This window comes from Rhizobium sp. BK538, from assembly GCF_014197575.1.
GTDB lineage: Bacteria > Pseudomonadota > Alphaproteobacteria > Rhizobiales > Rhizobiaceae > Rhizobium.
The window spans coordinates 47200-64823 of record NZ_JACIFT010000012.1; the positions used below are offsets into that span (position 1 = coordinate 47200).

Consider the following 17624-nt stretch of genomic DNA (forward strand, 5'->3'; position numbering starts at 1 on the left):
TCGTCTCCTTACGCCGCTTCGGCCGCCGAACCATACAGCGCATCCTTGAACGGCTGCGGACCAACGCGACGATAGGTGTCGAGGAAGATTTCGGAGGGCTCCTTGCGGATTGCCAGATAGGTGTTGACGATCGTTTCGATCGCGTCAGTCACCTTGTCGGGCTCGAAGCCACGGCCGATGATCTCGCCGATCGAGGTGTGCTCGTCGCCCGAACCGCCGAGCGTGATCTGATAGAGCTCGGCGCCCTTCTTTTCCACGCCCAGCAGGCCGATATGGCCGACATGGTGATGGCCGCAGGCGTTGATGCAGCCTGAGATCTTGATCTTCAGCTCACCGATTTCAGCCTGACGAACCGGATCGCCGAAGCGCCTGGAGATTTCCTGCGCAACGGGAATGGAGCGCGCGTTTGCGAGCGCGCAGTAGTCCAGCCCGGGACAGGCAATGATATCGGTGATGAGACCGGCATTGGCTTCGGCAAGACCGATGGCAACCAGACCGCGATAAACGGCTTCGAGATCGGCAAGCGCCACATGCGGCAGGATCAGGTTCTGCTCATGGCTGACGCGGATTTCGTCAAAGGCATACTCCTCGGCGATATCAGCAACAGCATCCATCTGGCTGTCCGAAGCATCGCCCGGAATACCACCGATCGGCTTCAGCGAGATCGTCACCATGCCGTAGTCGGGATGCTTGTGCGGCTGCACGTTCTGCTGAACCCAGCGGGAGAAAGCCGGATCGGCCTTCTTCCAACGAGCGAGGTTCTCCCATCCTTCCGCGCGATCGGGCAGAGCCGGCGGCGCGAAATAGGCGGCGATGGCTTCGACGTCCTTCTCCGGCAGCCTCAGTTCGGAGTCCTTGAGTTCAGCGAACTCGGCCTCGACCTGACGTGCCAGCTCTTCCGCACCCGTTTCATGCACGAGAATCTTGATACGAGCCTTGTACTTGTTGTCACGACGGCCATGCAGATTATACACGCGCATGACTGCGGTCGTGTAGGACAGCAGATCCTCTTCCGGCAGGAAGTCACGGATCAGCTTGGCAATCATCGGCGTGCGGCCCTGGCCGCCACCGACATAGACGGCAAAGCCGATCTCGCCCTTCTCATTCTTCTTCAGATGCAGGCCGATGTCGTGGACCTGGATCGCAGCGCGATCGCGTTCGGCGCCGGTAACGGCAATCTTGAACTTGCGCGGCAGGAACGAGAATTCCGGATGCACGGACGACCACTGGCGCAGGATTTCAGCATAGGGACGCGGATCGGCGACTTCATCCGCGGCAGCGCCGGCGAAGTGATCGGCCGTGACATTGCGGATGCAATTGCCCGAGGTCTGCATCGCATGCATCTCGACCGTCGCAAGCTCAGCCAGCACATCCGGCATGTCGGAGAGCTTCGGCCAGTTGAACTGCAGGTTCTGGCGCGTGGTGAAGTGGCCATAACCGCGATCATAAGTGCGCGCGACATGAGCGAGCATACGCATCTGGCGCGAGCTCAGCGTGCCATAAGGAACGGCAATACGCAGCATGTAGGCGTGAAGCTGCAGATAGACGCCGTTCATCAGGCGCAACGGCTTGAAAGCGTCTTCGGCGAGTTCGCCGGAAAGGCGGCGCTGCACCTGGTCGCGAAACTGCTCGACGCGCTCGGCGACAAAAGCATGGTCAAATTCGTCGTAACGATACATCTGCTTCCTCAGACTGCGATGAATGCGGGGTCGGCGGGCTTGTAGCCCGGCGCGTATTCCATGGTCGGCCCCTGGGCACGAATGCGCTCGCGAAGACGCAGCGGCCAGAGTACGCCGTTTGTCTCCTGAACCTCGACGACGGCAACGTCCACGACCTGGTTGTCGGCATAGGACTTCTTGCCAATCGCCTCCAGCGCCGCGACGGCTTCTGCATGGCGAGCAACGAGAGATTCCTGCAGCGAGGTAACCCATTCGCCATTGGCGTTCAGCCAAACCGCGACACCATCCGTCAATCGGTTGGCGGTCAGAACCTTGTCTACCATGTTCAGCTCCTTGCAAATTCCTCGGACCGGGCGCGTTCGCGCACAAGCGGCTCCGACAGTTCGAAATTGGCGCCTGCGACCGCATCGCCGATAATGACCATGACCGGGCCGGTCAACTCGTAACGGTGCTGCAGGTCGGGAAGATCCCGCAAAATCCCATGTAACAGGCGGCGATCGGAGCGGCTGGCGTTCTCAACTACGGCAACAGTCGTTTCCGCGGCAAGGCCTGCCTGCATCAGGCGTTCAGCTACGGACGCGGCAACGGTGCGGCCCATATAGACGGCGATCGTCGCGCCGGATACAGCAAGGCTTGCCCAATCCGGCAGAACATCGCCCGTCAGATCGTGGCCGGTCGTGAAGACCAGCGAGGAGGCCACGCCACGCAGCGTCAGCGGCAGCTCGAAATCGGCGGCAGCGGCGAAAGCCGAGGTGATGCCCGGAACCACTTCATAGGAAATGCCCGCAGCGCGCATTGCCGCCATCTCCTCGCCTGCTCGACCGTACACAAGCGGATCTCCGGACTTCAGGCGAACCACGCGCTTGCCTTCGCGACCGAGGTACACGAGCAGATCGTTGATCTCCTCCTGGGACTTCGAATGGCATCCCTTGCGCTTGCCGACCGACAGACGCTCGGCGTCACGGCGACCCATGTCGACAATCTCCTGCGGCACGAGGGCATCATAGACAATGACATCGGCTTCCATCATCACGCGCTGGGCGCGCAGAGTAAGGAGATCCGCGGCACCCGGACCGGCACCGACGAGCCAGACATGGCCCTCGACCTGCTCAGCAAACTGTAGCAGGCCATTGGCAGCACGACGCGCCTGCGGTAGGTTCTCGTTGGCGACAGCATCGGCAACCGCGCCGGAGAAGAAGCGACGCCAGAAAAGACGGCGTGCAGCGCCCTTGGGGACGACATGCTCAACTGTCTTGCGGTAGCTGATCGCGAGATCCGCCAACCGGCCGAGCGACGGTGCGAGAAGCTGGTCGACCTGAGCGCGGATCATCTGGGCCAACACCGGCCCGGCGCCTTCGGTGCCGATCGCGACGGCTACCGGCGCACGGTTGACAAGAGCCGGCGTGAAGAAATCGCAGTACTCCGGCTGATCGACGGCATTGGCGGGCACCTTTTCGGCACGGGCTGCCTCGACGATGGCGCGATCCTGTGCCGCGTCTCCGGTCGCCGCAAAGACGAGCGTTGCACCACGGACCTGCTCGGCCGCAAGGCCGGCGCGCACCGTCTCGATCCGATTGGCGATCAGGTAGGCGTGGTAATCGGCCTCAGGGCGGTTGGTATAGGCGACAACCCGCGCCTGCGTGTTCGAGAGCAGACGAACCTTCGCAAAGGCCTCGTCGCCATTGCCGAAGACAGCCGCAATCTTGCCTTCAACGCGAAAGAAAGCAGGAAATACCGACAGTTGTTCAGTCTTGGGAGGCATCATCAATCCATTTCGAAGTTGCCGGAATATGCACCGTCGAGCCAAGGAATTGAAGAAACAGAAATTCGAAAGCCTCTGCGGGCGCGTATTCTTTTACTCGGTGTTCCGGTGATTTGAGTAAAAGTCACCGGTGCGGCGCAGCGGACACAGCCTGATCCGCCGCACCGCAACAGAAGGCTGTGACAAATCCGGTCGCGCTGCCTGATCGGCATTTGCGTTGACTGCCGCTGGCGGTAAAGTGCGGCCTCCAAGGAGAAAGCCATGCCCGACAAGACCCTCGCCGCCCGCCTGCTCAACGTCATGGAACAAGACATCTTGCCGATGACCGAGCGCGGCGTCGCGGCCGGCAACAAGGTGTTCGGCGCCGCGATCCTGTGCAAATCCGATCTTTCGCTCGTCATTGCGGAAACCAACAACGAGCTTGAAAACCCGCTGTGGCATGGCGAGGTGCACACGCTGAAGCGCTTCTACGAGCTTAGCGGGAACCCCGCCACGAAGGATCTGATCTTTCTGTCGACCCACGAACCCTGCACCATGTGCATGTCGGCGATCACCTGGGCCGGTTTCGACAATTTCTATTATTTTTTCAGCCACGAAGATTCGCGCGACGCCTTCGCCATTCCCCACGACTTGAGGATCCTGAAGGAAGTCTTCGGTCTGGAGCCGGGCGGCTACCGGCGCAGCAACGCGTTCTGGAACAGCTTTGCTATCGCCGATCTCGTCGAGACAGAGGACGAGCATTTGAAGGCTGAGTTGAAGGCGCAGACGGCGCGCATCAAGGCGCGTTACGACACGCTCTCGGACAGCTATCAGGCATCCAAGAGCGACAACGACATTCCACTGAACTGAGTGACCATGGAAGCCTCTAAAGACATTTCGCGCCTGATCGAGATCATGGCCGCGCTGCGCAATCCGCAAACCGGCTGCCCCTGGGACATCGTCCAGACCTTCGAAACGATCAAGCCCTACACGATCGAGGAGGCCTACGAGGTTTCCGACGCGATCGAGCGCCACGACATGGACGACCTCTGCGATGAGTTGGGCGACCTGCTGCTGCAGGTCGTGTTCCACGCACGAATGGCGGAGGAAGCCGGTGAATTCTCCTTTGGCGATGTCGTCGAGGCGATTACCCGCAAGATGATCCGCCGCCATCCGCACGTTTTTGCGCGTTCAGACGCCGATACGCCCGACGCGGTGAAGAAGCAGTGGGACGACATCAAGCACGCCGAAACGCGTGAGCGCGCCGAACGGCGAGCCAAGCGCGGTGTCAGCGAGGATTTCAAGGCCGGTTTCCTGGGATCGGTTCAGCGGAGCTTCCCCGCCCTGACGGAAGCATTGAAGCTGCAGGAGCGTGCTGCAAAGGTGGGCTTCGACTGGTCAGCACCCGAGCCGATCCTCGACAAGATCGAGGAAGAGATCGGTGAACTGCGCGTTGCGTTGGCCGAAGGCGATCAGGCGAAGGTCAGCGATGAGCTCGGCGACCTTATCTTCGCCGTCGTCAACATCGGCAGGCATGTGAAGGCCGATCCAGAAGATTCTCTGCGCGGAACGAATACGAAGTTTCGTAGACGCTTCAATCATATCGAAGCTGTTCTTGATGCGGAAGGCGAAACGCTGGAAGCGGCGAGCCTGGAGCGGATGGAGGAAATCTGGCAGGCGGCAAAGGCGATCGAGCGGCAACTGGGTTGAGCCGATAGCTGAACCTCACCTTGCTGGAAGCGCAATGGCGCGCGTCAGACAAAACGCCGTTACAGAAGAGCGCCCTTAGCGCTCCCAGTCCTCTTTGCCTGATTTCGGTCCGTTGCCGAGACGGCGCTCCAGTTCAACCGCTTCGGTTTCAGAGAGGCGCACGTCGAGCGTGATCGAGCCGTCTTCGTTGTCTTCGCGGTTGTCGACAATCGCGTGGTCATAGAGCCAAGGCAGCAGCGCCAACTTGTCGACAGGCAGGCGCACGGTCGCTTCGGTCAGCACGCCAGAAAGCCTGCGGCTGATCTCTCCCATCAGCGTATCGATACCCTCGCCGCTGATTGCAGATAGCGCGACCACGTTCTCGGCACCGCTTGCCTTCTGCACGATGGCATCGTGTGCTTCCCGCTCAAGGCGATCGATCTTGTTCCAGACCTCGATGATCCGCTTGTCGCCCTCTTCCTCGTCAATGCCGAGGTCCTTCAAGATACGGAGCACATCTACGCTTTGCGCCTGGTTGTCGACGTCGGACATATCGCGGACATGGAGGATCAGGTCGGCCTCCAAAACTTCTTCCAACGTGGCGCGAAAAGCCGCCACGAGATGGGTCGGAAGGTCCGAAATGAACCCAACGGTATCGGAAAGGATCACGGTGCGGCCATGCGGTAGCTTCATCCGGCGAAGCGTCGGATCGAGCGTCGCAAAGAGCATGTCTTCCGCGAGCACGCCGGCGCCGGTGATACGGTTGAACAGCGTCGACTTGCCGGCATTGGTATAGCCGACCAGCGCCACGATCGGGTGCGGTACTTTCTTGCGCTTGGCGCGATGGAGTTGGCGGGTTCGCACGACCTGCTCCAGCTCGCGCTCGAGCTTGATGATGCGGTCCTGCAGCATGCGACGGTCGGCTTCGATCTGGGTCTCACCCGGACCGCCCATGAAACCGCCGCCACCGCGCTGACGCTCCAAGTGCGTCCAGCTGCGGACCAGACGGCCCTTCTGGTAATTGAGATGCGCGAGATCGACCTGCAGCGTACCTTCCTTGGTGGAAGCGCGGCGGCCAAAGATCTCGAGTATGAGGCCCGTGCGGTCAATGACCTTGGCGTTCCATTCCTTCTCGAGATTGCGCTGTTGCACCGGCGTCAGCGGATGGTCGACGATGACGAGACCGGAGTCGTTCGCATCCAGCGTCGCCTTGATCTCGTCGATTTTGCCGGTGCCCATCAGCGTCGCGGGCCGCGGAGCGTTGACGGTAACGACGGTGCCGTTCACCACGTCGAGGTCGATTGCCTGCGCGAGACCGGTTGCCTCTTCCAGACGACTCTCGGGCGTGCGGGTAACCAGCGGCGCAGCATCACCCGCTCCGCGTGCGGCACGTGCCTGCTTGAGCACAGGCACGACGACGGTCGCACGCATATCATCCCGGTGCTTTGCTGCTTCCGGGATGATCGAATCGTTCTTGGTATCGCGTGTCGAAATAATTGCAGGTCCTGTTAGGAAGCGGCTTCTTCGCTTTCGAACATCTGCATCGGCTGGCCGGGCATGATGGTCGAGATTGCGTGTTTATACACGAGTTGCGAATGGCCGTCACGGCGAAGCAAAACACAGAAGTTGTCGAAGGACGTCACTACGCCCGTCAGCTTAACGCCGTTAATCAGAAAAATTGTCAGTGAAATCTTTTGCTTGCGAACAGTATTGAGAAATAAGTCCTGCAGATTCTGAGAACGTTCCGCCATCGCGCCGCTTCTTTCTTTATTGCCGGCTTTGTTTTGCCGGTGGAATACTAATGACCTCGCCTGCAGGCAGCTGACAACCCTCATCCCCTCTGCCCAGAAAGCCTTGGTATCAAATCGCAATCTTTTCCGCAACGTCGAAAAAGGCTTCCCGAATTTTCTGGGAGACGCTGCCCGGATGGCCGTTAGCGATCGTCTGACCATCGATCGACACAACCGGAAAGCAGATACTCGTGGCGGCCGTGATGAAGACTTCGCGTGCAGCAAGCATCTCTGCGACCGAGAACTTTCGCTCTTCGATCTTCAGCCCCAGCTTGGCTCCGACATCGATCAGCGTCGTGCGGGTAATGCCGCGGAGAATGCCATGTTCGGCCGGGCGCGTGATAAGCGTGCCGTTGCGATCAACGATCCAGACATTGGTGGCGGCCCCCTCCTTCACCATGCCTTCGGCGTCCACGTAGATCGCTTCCTGGGCGCCAGCTTCTTTTGCCTGCTGGCGCGCCATAGCGTTGGGCAGGAGACCAACGGACTTGATATCGACGCGATCCCAGCGATTATCGGGAACGGTGATCGCCTTGATGCCTGTCGCGTTCTTCTTGGCGATGATCGAAGGATCGGTGCTCTTGGCGGTGACGACTAGGGAGGGCGGCGTTCCCTGTGCCGGAAATACATGATCGCGACGCGCAACGCCGCGCGTGATCTGCAGGTAGAAGAGACCGTTGCGGACTCGATTGCGTCGCAACGTTTCGCGAATGACGCGGGCCAGCGCATTGCGGCTCATCGGCCAGGCGATGCGCAACTCGCCAAGCGAGCGGTCCAGCCTGTTCAGGTGACGCGTAAGATCGACGATATAGCCATGGCGGACTTCACAAACCTCGTAGACGCCATCCGCGAACTGATAGCCTCGATCCTCGATGTGGACCATCGCGTTCGAGTGCGTGATATAGCGGCCGTTCACATAGGCTATTCTGGGCATGGAGAACCTGTGCGTGGGGAATTGCGGGATGATGGACGGCGCACCGCACCGCCCCTTGTATCAGACGCCGAGCGACTTCAGCTTGCGGTGCAGCGCTGAACGCTCCATGCCGACGAACTCCGCTGTGCGCGAGATATTGCCGCCAAAGCGATTGATCTGCGCAATCAGATAGTCCTTCTCGAACATTTCGCGCGCCTCCCGGAGCGGCAGCGTCATGATGTGGTAATCGTTCTTCGCGGAAACCTTCGGCAGCATGTCGCCGAGATCAGTCGGCAGCATTTCGGCCGTGATCGGCGCGTCCGGGCCATCGGAGCGAGCAAGGATCATTAGCCGTTCGATATTGTTGCGCAACTGGCGGATGTTGCCCGGCCAATCATGCGCCTGGAGCACTGCCATCGCATCGTCGCCGATGCGGCGTGGCCGGATGCCGGCCTGCTCGGAGATCTGCCGCATCAGTTGATCGACCAGAAACGGGATGTCTTCGCGGCGTTCCGCAAGCGCCGGCACGCGCACCGGTACCACGGCTAGACGATGGTAGAGATCTTCGCGGAACCAACCCTCGGCGATGCGATTCTCGAGATTGTAGGCCGTCGACGAGATAATGCGGACGTCGACCTTCACCCGCTTGGAGCCGCCAACGCGCTCGAACTGCTGATCGACAAGAACACGCAGGATCTTGTTCTGCGTCTCGCGCGGCATTTCCCCGACTTCGTCGAGATAGAGGATGCCTCGGTGCGCCTCTTCCAGCGCGCCAATCTTGCGCGCCTGGCCGGGCGAACCTTCTGTACCGAATAGCGCGATCTCCATACGGTCTGGCGTGATATTGGCGGCATTCAGCGCCACGAAGGGGCCGTTCGCCCGCGCCGACTTTTTGTGGATCATCCGGGCGACGAGCTCCTTGCCGGAACCCGACGAGCCGAAGATCATGATACGGCTGTTGGTGGGCGAAACCTTTTCAATCGTCTGGCGCAGTTGCGAGACCGCGACCGACGTGCCGATGAGTTCGACCGGATCGCCAGCCTTGCGCTTGAGTTCCGATACTTCGCGCTTCAGCTTCGAATTCTCGAGCGCGCGTTCGGCGATGAGGATCAGCCGGTCGGCCTTGAACGGCTTCTCGATGAAATCGAATGCACCGCGTTTGATGGCGGACACAGCCGTCTCGATGTTGCCGTGACCGGAAATCATGACAACGGGGATATCCGGGTGGCGCGTCTTGACCTCGTCGAGCAGCGATAGGCCGTCGAGCTTGCTCCCCTGCATCCAGATGTCGAGGAAGATCAACCGCGGCGCACGATCGGAGATCGCAGCCAAAGCGCTGTCGCTGTCGTGTGCCGTGCGGGTCTCATGTCCCTCATCAGACAGGATACCGGAGACGATCTCGCGGATGTCGTGCTCGTCATCGACGACCAGAATATCAGAGGCCATAAACACTTTCCTTGTCACTTGCGGCCGGGGCAGAAGGTACGGTTTCCAGACGTGGCAGGTGCACGCGGATCATGGCCCCTCTTCCCTGGTCGAAATCAGCGGGCGCGTCATGCAATTCGAGCTGCCCGCCATGTTCCTCAATAATTTTCTTGACGATCGCCAGACCAAGTCCAGTGCCCTTCTCCCGCATCGTCGTATACGGTTCGAGAATGCTATGGCGGTTTTCGACCGGCAGGCCGCGACCGTTGTCGATCACATCGACAGTAAAGCGGTCGCGTACCGGATCGAGCGAAGCACGAACCAGGATCTTGCGTTGGTCGCGCTCACCGCTCGGCACGGCTTCGATCGCTTCCACCGCGTTCTTGATCAGATTGCCGAATGCCTGACCGAGCATGCGACTATCAAATTGTCCTTCCAGCGGCTGATCGCCCAGTTCCTGCTGGAAGTTAACGTGGCTGTTGCCCATCTCGCGCAGGAACACCGCGTCGTGCAGGATCTTCCGGAGATCGCTCGGCTCCTTGATCGGCTTTGGCATCCGAGCGAATGACGAGAACTCGTCGACCATGCGGCCGATATCGCCCACCTGTCGGATGATGGTCTCCGTGCACTGGTCGAAAACACCCCGGTCGTTCTGGTCGATCTGTTTCCCATAGCGGCGCTGGATGCGCTCCGCCGACAGCTGGATCGGCGTCAGCGGATTTTTGATTTCGTGAGCGATACGACGAGCGACGTCGCCCCATGCCGTCGAGCGCTGTGCAATCACGAGATCGGTGATGTCGTCGAGCGTGATGACATAGGATTCGCTCATGTCGCGAACCTCCTCACGCGTCACCTGGACGCTGAGGGTCCGTACGGTCCCTGCGCGCATAAGCGCAATCTGCTTGCGGAAATCGCCGCGATAGCGGGAGGCAGCTTCGGTCAAAACCTGATCCACCTCGGGCGCAATCGCGGAGAGTTGTTTGCCGACCATGTCCGACGCTTGCAATGCCATCAGTACTTCCGCCGAACTGTTGACGATGGTGATCCTGCGGTCGTGCTCGACACCGATGACCGCGGCAGTCACGCCGGAAAGAACGGCTTCGATGAAACGACGACGGTCGTCCACCTCGTCCTTTGCTTCCAGGATCTCGTCACGTTGCGTGCGGATTTCCGAGATCATCTTGTTGAAGGTGCGCGACAGGTTTGCAACGTCGCCGTCAACCGCATGGACGGGCACGACAATATCCATATTGCCCGAAGCCACACTATCCGCCGCCGTAATCAGCAGGCGGATTGGGCGCACGATACGGTCGGCAACGGCGATCGCCGTCCAGATGGCAGCCAGCAGAACGATCAGGGCAAAGCCGATGTAAAGAACCGCGAAGGCAATCTGCAACGAGAAGCGCCCAGCCTCCATGGATTTGTATTCGGTCGCATTCTCCTCCATGAGGCGCATCGCGCCCATGACCTTAGGATCCACCGCGCGGACCGTGTAGAGGAACGCTCCGTCGATCGCATCGAGCTTGATGATGGCACCGACCAAATTCGTTACACCCGGCGGGATCAAGGTGGGCTGCCCGGCAGCGGCCTTGTCCAAGGCGTCCTGAGGAATTGCCGGCAACGGCTTCTCGGTCTTGATATCAGCCTGGGTAATCACCGAGCCGTCAGGCTGGACGAGAAAGGCGCCCAGCAGCCCGCGGCCTCGCGCCTGTCGTGTCATCAAATCGGAAAAACCCGTGCGATCGAGATTGAACAGCGCTCTGTTGCGTTCGAGGTCATTCGCCATCGATACGGTCTGGCCCTGCAGATAGCTCGCATTCTCCATCATGTAGGCCTGCCCGATGTTGCGGGAGGAACTGATGATCGACTGCGTACGAAGGGCAAACCATCGGTCGAGGCCGGCGTTCAGCGTGATACTGGCGAAAATGGCGACTAGGATCGCCGGCGTGATAGCGACGATCGAGAAAAGCACAACGATACGGATATGAAGCCGCGCCGCCGCGCGCCCGCGTTTGCGAGCCTTTAGCAGGCGAGAGACCTCACGTGCGATGAGGGCCATCAAACCGAGCACGAAGAACGAGTTCACGACAACCGAGGTGACAACGACGTGGTAGGTCGGTGCGATCGGGGTCAGCCCAAGTAGCACAAAAAGCGTCAATGTGGCGCAGAGAAGCGCACCACCAGCAAGGATCAGCCCCGGCAGCGCAAACAGGGCGCGGCGATCGGTCACGGCCGTGACAGCTTCGCCTTCCGCCGCAGGCGGCATCGCATCCTGTTCCATTCGCTTAATTCTCCTGGCGGCAGACCATCGCCTCCGCCGCTCCCCGCCGACAGGGCCGGAAACCGCCAGCCCGCCTGCACGATGCGACAACAAGTGCCACTACGCTCTTAGACAGCTGCGAAAACCCGGCCCCCCATGCGTGACTTCTAAGCAACGCATTGTGGCGAAAATGCAACGTCGCCAGTCACATTGTCAAGCAGTGCGGGAGCTTCTGTACACCGATACGCCAAGCTCTCTGATCTTCTTACGCAGCGTATTGCGGTTCAGACCCAAAAGATCAGCTGCTTTTATCTGATTACCACGCGTGGCCGTAAGGGCGGCAAGAATCAGCGGATACTCCATTTCCGTCAGCACACGATCGTACAGCCCCGGCGGCGGCAGGCCTTCGCCGAAACCAGCGAAGTATGCGCGCATGTTTTCCTCGACAGCCTGGGCAATCGTCATGTTGCCCGTGCGGATCGGCCCTTTGTCGATCGGGCTGTCCGGAACATCCGACCGAAGCTCGGCTTCGATGATTTCGCGGGTGATCACATCCTGTGGATAAAGTGCCATCAGCCGGCGAATGAGGTTCTCTAGCTCGCGCACATTCCCCGGCCAGGCGTAGGCCTTCATCAGATCGAGTGCTTCCTGATCGAAGCGCTTGGAGCCGAGCCCTTCCTTTTCCGCCTGCTGGACGAAGTGGCGCACCAGATCAGGAATATCCTCGGCGCGATCGCGCAGAGGAGGCAGCCGCAGCGGAACGACATTCAGACGATAGTAAAGGTCCTCGCGGAAGAGACCCTGGTTGATTGCCTGCTTCAAATCCTTGTTGGTCGCGGCGACGATGCGAACATCGGTGCGGATCGGCGTGCGACCGCCGACTGTGGTGTATTCGCCCTGCTGCAGTACGCGCAGAAGGCGCGTCTGAGCGTCCATCGGCATGTCGCCGATTTCATCAAGAAACAGCGTGCCGCCTTCGGCCTGCTCGAAACGTCCAGTGGAGCGAGTCTGGGCGCCCGTGAACGCGCCCTTCTCGTGGCCAAAAAGCTCGGATTCGATCAGGTCACGCGGTATTGCCGCCATGTTAATGGCAACGAACGGCCCGTTGCGGCGCTTGCCGTAGTCATGCAGCGCTCGCGCCACGAGTTCCTTGCCTGTTCCCGACTCGCCGGTGATCATGAGCGTCAGATCGGTCTGCATCAGGCGCGCAAGGACGCGATAGATTTCCTGCATCGCTGCTGAACGGCCCACAAGCGGCATTCCGTCCTGCATGTCCTCGTCGAGCTTGGCGGGCCTGCGCTTCGGCTCGGCGAGCGCACGACCGATGATGCCGATTAGTTCCGTCAGGTCGAACGGCTTCGGCAGATAATCGTAGGCGCCCTTCTCGGAAGCCTTGATCGCCGTCATGAACGTGTTCTGGGCGCTCATGACAAGCACGGGCAGATCCGGGCGCGCTTTCTTAATGCGCGGTAGCAGGTCAAACGCGTTTTCATCCGGCATCACGACATCGGTTACGACAAGATCGCCCTCGCCTGCCGACACCCAACGCCAGAGCGTGGCCGCGTTGGAGGTAATTCGCACGTCATAGCCGGCGCGGCTCAGAGCCTGATTAAGCACGGTACGAATTGCCGCATCATCATCCGCGACGAGGATCGTTGCTGTCATCGAGTGGGTCCTGTGGGAGTTATGGCCGTTGCGTCTTCCATGGATGCGTCCTTGGAGGCCGGCATCAAGACGCGGAATGTCGTGCGGTTGTTCTGGCTGTCGCATTCAATAATGCCGCCGTGGTCACCGATGATCTTGGCGACGAGCGCGAGCCCGAGGCCGCTACCGTTCGTCTTCGTCGTAATGAACGGATCAAACAGGTGCGGTAGCAGGTCGACCGGCACACCTGGGCCGTTGTCCTGAACACAAAACTCCAGCGGCAGCGAAATCTTTTCGCGCGTACCGGCGACCGACAAACGAATGCCCGAGCGATAAGCCGTCGTCAAAACGATCTCGCCATCCGGGCGATCGCCTACCGCTTCGGCGGCATTCTTCACGAGATTGAGGAACACCTGAACAAGCTGATCGCGGTTTGCGTGGACCGACGGCAATGACGGGTCGTAGTTCTCGGTGATGCGGAGGTGCCGCGCAAAGCCCGCCTTTGCCACAGCCTTCACGTGGTCGAGAACGGAGTGGATGTTGACGGGCATCCGATCAACCGGCCGCTCGTCCGAGAAGACCTCCATGCGATCCACGAGCGAGACTATGCGGTCGGTTTCATCGCAAATCAGCCGTGTCAAAGCGCGGTCGTCGTCGACGACCGATTGCTCCAGCAGCTGTGCTGCACCGCGAATCCCGGAAAGCGGATTCTTGATCTCATGCGCCAGCATGGAAGCAAGCCCGGTGACCGAGCGGGCGGCCGCACGATGCGTCAACTGGCGATCAATCTTGTCCGCCATCGACCGCTCCTGGAAGACGATCACGACCGAACCCGGATCGCTGACCACAGGCGCAACGTATAAGTCGACGAGCTTGTCCTGTCCGAGGCGAGGCGAGCTCAAGTCGACTCGATACTCGTTGATCGGCGCCCGCCTTTCGCGAACCTGATCGATCAAGGCCAGTAGCGGACTGCCGAACGGGATAAAGGTCGAGATCTTGTACCGAGCAAGGTGGGCGGCGCTGGCACCAAAGAAGGCCTCCGCCTCCCAATTGGCGAAAGCGACGAGCCCGGCCTCGTTGACCATAACAACGGGATTCTGGATCGCGTTGAGCACAGCGATCGCAACTGCGCTACCGCCGTTGTCGATCGACGATGGCACATCATTCGTCATGCAGCCTCCCGGGTCAGCGTGTCCGATGCCGCAGCCATCAATGCACCATAAAACCTTGCAGCAACGTCGTCGGGCTCCCGCGCGGTCATGATCGCAGCCTTCTCCTGCGGCGCGATATCAGGCGCAAAGCGATCGAGATACCAACCAAGGTGCTTCCTTGCATGGCGAACCGCGACTGCCTCGCCGTAAAATTCGAGCATCATTCTATAGTGCTCGGTGGCAATGTCGGGGATCTCCCACATTTCCGGCGCCGTGCGGCCAGCCAATACACCGGCTTGCCACGGCCTGCCCTGACAGCCCCTGCCGATCATGACGGCATCGGCTCCCGAGCGACGCAGAATCTCATAAGCGTCTTCGACGGTTTCGACGTCGCCGTTCGCAACCAGAGGAACGGTGATCGCATCGCGCACCGCGCGGATTGCATCCCAGTCGGCCCGGCCTTCGTAAAACTGCATGCGCGTGCGGCCGTGGATCGAAATCAGCTGGACGCCTGCGTCCTCCGCGCGACACGCAATCTCCGGCGCGTTGATCGAGTTCTCATCCCAACCGAGCCGCATCTTCAGGGTCACGGGAATGGACACCGCCTTGACTGTCGCCTCAATGAGGCTGAGGGCGTGATCGGGATCGCGCATCAAGGCGGAGCCGGAATAACCGCCGATCACCTTCTTGGCCGGACATCCCATGTTGATGTCGATAATATCAGCGCCATGGTCGGCCGCGATCTTCGCAGCCTCAGCCATCCAGTGCGCTTCGCGGCCAGCGAGTTGCACCATGTGCGGCTCAAAACCTGCACTCTCAAGGCGCACCCATGATTCGGCAGTACTGTTGACGAGTTCACGGCTCGCAACCATTTCGGTCACCACAAGCCCGGCGCCATGGCGCCACGCCAGTTGACGGAACGGCATATCCGTCACGCCGGACATGGGCGCCAGGACGACACGGTTCCTGACTTCCACAGGTCCGATCCGCAAAGGTGATGCGAGGTCAAAGTCCAACAATTGATTATCTTTCAGGCACGCATAATGCGTGCACTATTTTTAGACAGGTTTAAATGGCTTGCCAAGAGGGCAGTGCGCGAATTGACATTTTTCGGGCAAATGCTGGAATTCGATGCGCCAAGCCGCTAAGCACCGGTGCAATATCGCGTTTTGAGGATTTATGCCGCAAATGCATCAAAAGCAACCAGCAATAGGTATTGTCGTCGTGGCGGCCGGGCGTGGCGAACGCGCAGGCGCATCTGAGGAAGGTCCCAAGCAATATCGGGCGATTGGCGGCAAGCCGGTGATCACTCATACATTGCAGAAGTTCGCCAGTTGGGAGCTTGCTCGCCACATCGTCGTGGTCATTCACCCCGACGACGAGGCCCTGTTTGCCAATGCCAGCAGTCAGGTCCAGTCGGGCACGCCGATCGATGCGGTCCACGGCGGCTCGACGCGCCAGCAATCCGTTCTAGCGGGGCTGCGCCATTTGCGCGGCAAGAACCTCTCGCATGTTCTGATCCACGACGCCGTACGCCCCTTCTTCGACCACACCCTTCTCGATCGAATCGCTGCCGTCCTCTCGGAAGGCGTGCCAGCAATTGTCCCGGCTATGCCTGTAGCCGATACGCTGAAGCGAGCCGACCTCGACGGAACGGTTCTCGATACAGTTTCCCGCGCACAGCTTTATGCAGCGCAAACGCCGCAAGCGTTTGCCTTCGAACCGATCTTGACTGCCCACCAGAAAGCAGCCGCCGCAAACCTGACGGACTTTACCGATGACGCGGCCATTGCCGAATGGGCCGGTCTACGGGTACGGATCGTTGAGGGGCAGGCGGACAATGTGAAACTGACGGTCAAACAGGACATTGCAATGGCAAACAGCAGACTTTCAGGACAAACGCTCCCCGATGTGCGTACGGGTAACGGTTACGATGTTCACCAGCTCGAGCCCGGCGACGGCGTAACGCTCTGCGGCGTCTTTATTCCCCATGACCAGAAGCTCAAGGGCCACTCTGATGCAGACGTCGCGCTGCACGCCCTGACGGATGCATTGCTTGCGACCTGTGGCGCCGGCGACATCGGCGACCATTTTCCGCCATCGGATCCGCAATGGAAGGGTGCGCCTTCACGCATCTTCATCGAACATGCGGCAAAGATCGTGCGCGAGCGCGGCGGCACGATCATGAACGCCGACGTGTCGCTGATCGCCGAAGCGCCGAAAGTCGGGCCGCATCGCGAGGAGATGCGCGCCAAGCTGTCCGAATTTCTCGGCATCACCATTGACCGCTGCTCGGTGAAGGCGACGACGAACGAAAAGATCGGCTTTGTTGGTCGTCGCGAGGGCATCGCCGCGATAGCTACAGCAACGGTCGTCTACAGGGAAAGATGAGATGAGCATCTTCCCGACTGACATCGTTGCGCAAGCCGAATCCATCATTCGAGACTTCACTGCCGCGGGGCTGATGGTCTCGACGGCAGAATCTTGCACCGGCGGGTTGATTGCCGGCGCACTGACGGAGATCTCAGGGTCTTCTTCAGTCGTGGACAGAGGCTTCGTCACCTATACAAATGCCGCCAAGATAGAGATGCTTGGCGTGCAGGAGGAAACGCTGACCCGCTTCGGCGCAGTCTCGGAGGAGACCGCACGGCAGATGGTGCATGGCGCCCTCTTCCGCTCCCGCGCTGCTGTCGCTGTTGCCGTGACGGGCATCGCCGGCCCCGGCGGCGGGTCAGCGGAGAAACCGGTCGGCCTCGTCCACCTGGCCGCCAAATCACGCAAAGGCGGGCTTATTCATCGGAAGATGCTCTATGGCGATATCGGCCGCGACCAGGTGCGCATCGAGACGGTCAGGACCGCGCTCGGCATGATCCTGGAATTGGCTCAGCCGTAAATCTTTGTCGCCCGCGTTTCGAAGGCTTCCGAGAACATGCGGAAGGCGCGATCGAACATCGAACCCATGACTGCCCCCAGGATGCGGCTCTTGAACTCATAGTCGATGAAGAAGTGGATGTTGCTGCCCGTCGCCGTTTCTTCGAAGCGCCAGCGATTGTCGAGATAGCGAAACGGCCCATCGATATACTTGACCTCGATGAGGCGTTCGGCCCGGTTCAACAGCACCTGTGTCGTGAAGGTTTCGCGGATCGCCTTGTAACCGACCGTCATATCAGCGATCAGCAAAACCTTGCCATCACGCTCCTTGCGGCTGCGAATGCTGAGGGCCTCGCAGAGCGGCAGGAATTGTGGGTAGTGCTCGACATCAGCGACGAGGTCGAACATCTGATCGGCGGAATGCGGGACGGAGTGGTGCGTTTCGAACTGAGGCATGATCG

General features: G+C 60.2%; 16 protein-coding genes. 4 read left to right on the forward strand and 12 right to left on the reverse strand.

The genetic code is table 11. The annotated features are described in order from the left end of the window. Window positions 1-8 precede the first annotated feature (8 nt). From FHX09_RS16225 to cysG, 3 genes are read right to left on the reverse strand one after another with little or no spacing between them, the layout of a single operon-like run. Window positions 9-1679 (reverse strand): nitrite/sulfite reductase, encoded by a 1671-nt coding sequence (locus FHX09_RS16225; protein WP_007793343.1) that lies wholly within the window; start codon window positions 1677-1679, stop codon window positions 9-11. 8 nt (window positions 1680-1687) lie between these two features. Continuing rightward, window positions 1688-2002 carry a DUF2849 domain-containing protein gene (locus tag FHX09_RS16230; RefSeq protein WP_007793337.1) on the reverse strand — a complete coding sequence of 105 codons (315 nt, stop codon included), beginning with the start codon at window positions 2000-2002 and terminating at the stop codon, window positions 1688-1690. A gap of 2 nt (window positions 2003-2004) precedes the next feature. Then, entirely contained in the window at window positions 2005-3441 is a 1437-nt protein-coding gene (cysG, locus tag FHX09_RS16235; RefSeq protein ID WP_132591012.1) for a siroheme synthase CysG, read from the reverse strand. Between the two features lie 261 nt (window positions 3442-3702). Here cysG and FHX09_RS16240 point away from each other — a divergent pair, with 261 nt between their 5' ends. Both FHX09_RS16240 and mazG read left to right on the forward strand, forming a co-directional pair. Further along, on the forward strand, window positions 3703-4290 hold the full coding sequence (locus tag FHX09_RS16240) for a nucleoside deaminase (RefSeq protein ID WP_132590970.1): 588 nt from the start codon (window positions 3703-3705) through the stop codon (window positions 4288-4290). Window positions 4291-4296: 6 nt separating this feature from the next. Then, window positions 4297-5130 (forward strand): nucleoside triphosphate pyrophosphohydrolase, encoded by an 834-nt coding sequence (gene mazG, locus FHX09_RS16245; RefSeq protein ID WP_132590968.1) that lies wholly within the window; start codon window positions 4297-4299, stop codon window positions 5128-5130. 75 nt (window positions 5131-5205) lie between these two features. Here mazG and hflX read toward each other — a convergent pair whose 3' ends face one another. The 8 genes from hflX to dusB all read right to left on the reverse strand — a co-directional run bounded on the left by hflX (window position 5206) and on the right by dusB (window position 15311). Next, window positions 5206-6540: a GTPase HflX gene (hflX, locus tag FHX09_RS16250; protein WP_007793333.1), complete on the reverse strand. Its 1335-nt coding sequence runs from the start codon at window positions 6538-6540 to the stop codon at window positions 5206-5208. A gap of 77 nt (window positions 6541-6617) precedes the next feature. After that, on the reverse strand, window positions 6618-6860 hold the full coding sequence (gene hfq / locus FHX09_RS16255) for an RNA chaperone Hfq (protein ID WP_003539403.1): 243 nt from the start codon (window positions 6858-6860) through the stop codon (window positions 6618-6620). A gap of 109 nt (window positions 6861-6969) precedes the next feature. Continuing rightward, window positions 6970-7833 (reverse strand): D-amino-acid transaminase, encoded by an 864-nt coding sequence (locus FHX09_RS16260; protein ID WP_132590966.1) that lies wholly within the window; start codon window positions 7831-7833, stop codon window positions 6970-6972. 60 nt (window positions 7834-7893) lie between these two features. Continuing rightward, on the reverse strand, window positions 7894-9258 hold the full coding sequence (locus FHX09_RS16265; protein WP_007793327.1) for a sigma-54 dependent transcriptional regulator: 1365 nt from the start codon (window positions 9256-9258) through the stop codon (window positions 7894-7896). Then, on the reverse strand, window positions 9248-11518 hold the full coding sequence (locus tag FHX09_RS16270; protein WP_132590964.1) for a PAS domain-containing sensor histidine kinase: 2271 nt from the start codon (window positions 11516-11518) through the stop codon (window positions 9248-9250). The genes FHX09_RS16265 and FHX09_RS16270 overlap by 11 nt, the downstream gene beginning before the upstream one ends. Before the next feature lie 192 nt (window positions 11519-11710). Next, window positions 11711-13162 (reverse strand): nitrogen regulation protein NR(I), encoded by a 1452-nt coding sequence (gene ntrC / locus FHX09_RS16275; RefSeq protein WP_007793323.1) that lies wholly within the window; start codon window positions 13160-13162, stop codon window positions 11711-11713. Beyond that, window positions 13159-14313 carry a nitrogen regulation protein NR(II) gene (locus tag FHX09_RS16280; RefSeq protein ID WP_132590962.1) on the reverse strand — a complete coding sequence of 385 codons (1155 nt, stop codon included), beginning with the start codon at window positions 14311-14313 and terminating at the stop codon, window positions 13159-13161. The genes ntrC and FHX09_RS16280 overlap by 4 nt, the downstream gene beginning before the upstream one ends. Next, a complete protein-coding gene (dusB, locus tag FHX09_RS16285) occupies window positions 14310-15311 on the reverse strand; it encodes a tRNA dihydrouridine synthase DusB (RefSeq protein WP_281040964.1) in 1002 nt (333 codons plus the stop codon). The genes FHX09_RS16280 and dusB overlap by 4 nt, the downstream gene beginning before the upstream one ends. A gap of 160 nt (window positions 15312-15471) precedes the next feature. Between dusB and FHX09_RS16290 the strand changes: the two genes are divergently transcribed. Further along, a complete protein-coding gene (locus FHX09_RS16290; protein WP_184450375.1) occupies window positions 15472-16683 on the forward strand; it encodes a bifunctional 2-C-methyl-D-erythritol 4-phosphate cytidylyltransferase/2-C-methyl-D-erythritol 2,4-cyclodiphosphate synthase in 1212 nt (403 codons plus the stop codon). Window position 16684: 1 nt separating this feature from the next. After that, window positions 16685-17185, forward strand: coding sequence for a CinA family protein (locus tag FHX09_RS16295; RefSeq protein ID WP_132590956.1), 501 nt, complete (start codon window positions 16685-16687; stop codon window positions 17183-17185). Here FHX09_RS16295 and FHX09_RS16300 read toward each other — a convergent pair. Beyond that, window positions 17176-17619 (reverse strand): type II toxin-antitoxin system RatA family toxin, encoded by a 444-nt coding sequence (locus FHX09_RS16300; protein ID WP_007790436.1) that lies wholly within the window; start codon window positions 17617-17619, stop codon window positions 17176-17178. The genes FHX09_RS16295 and FHX09_RS16300 overlap by 10 nt on opposite strands. Window positions 17620-17624 lie beyond the last annotated feature (5 nt).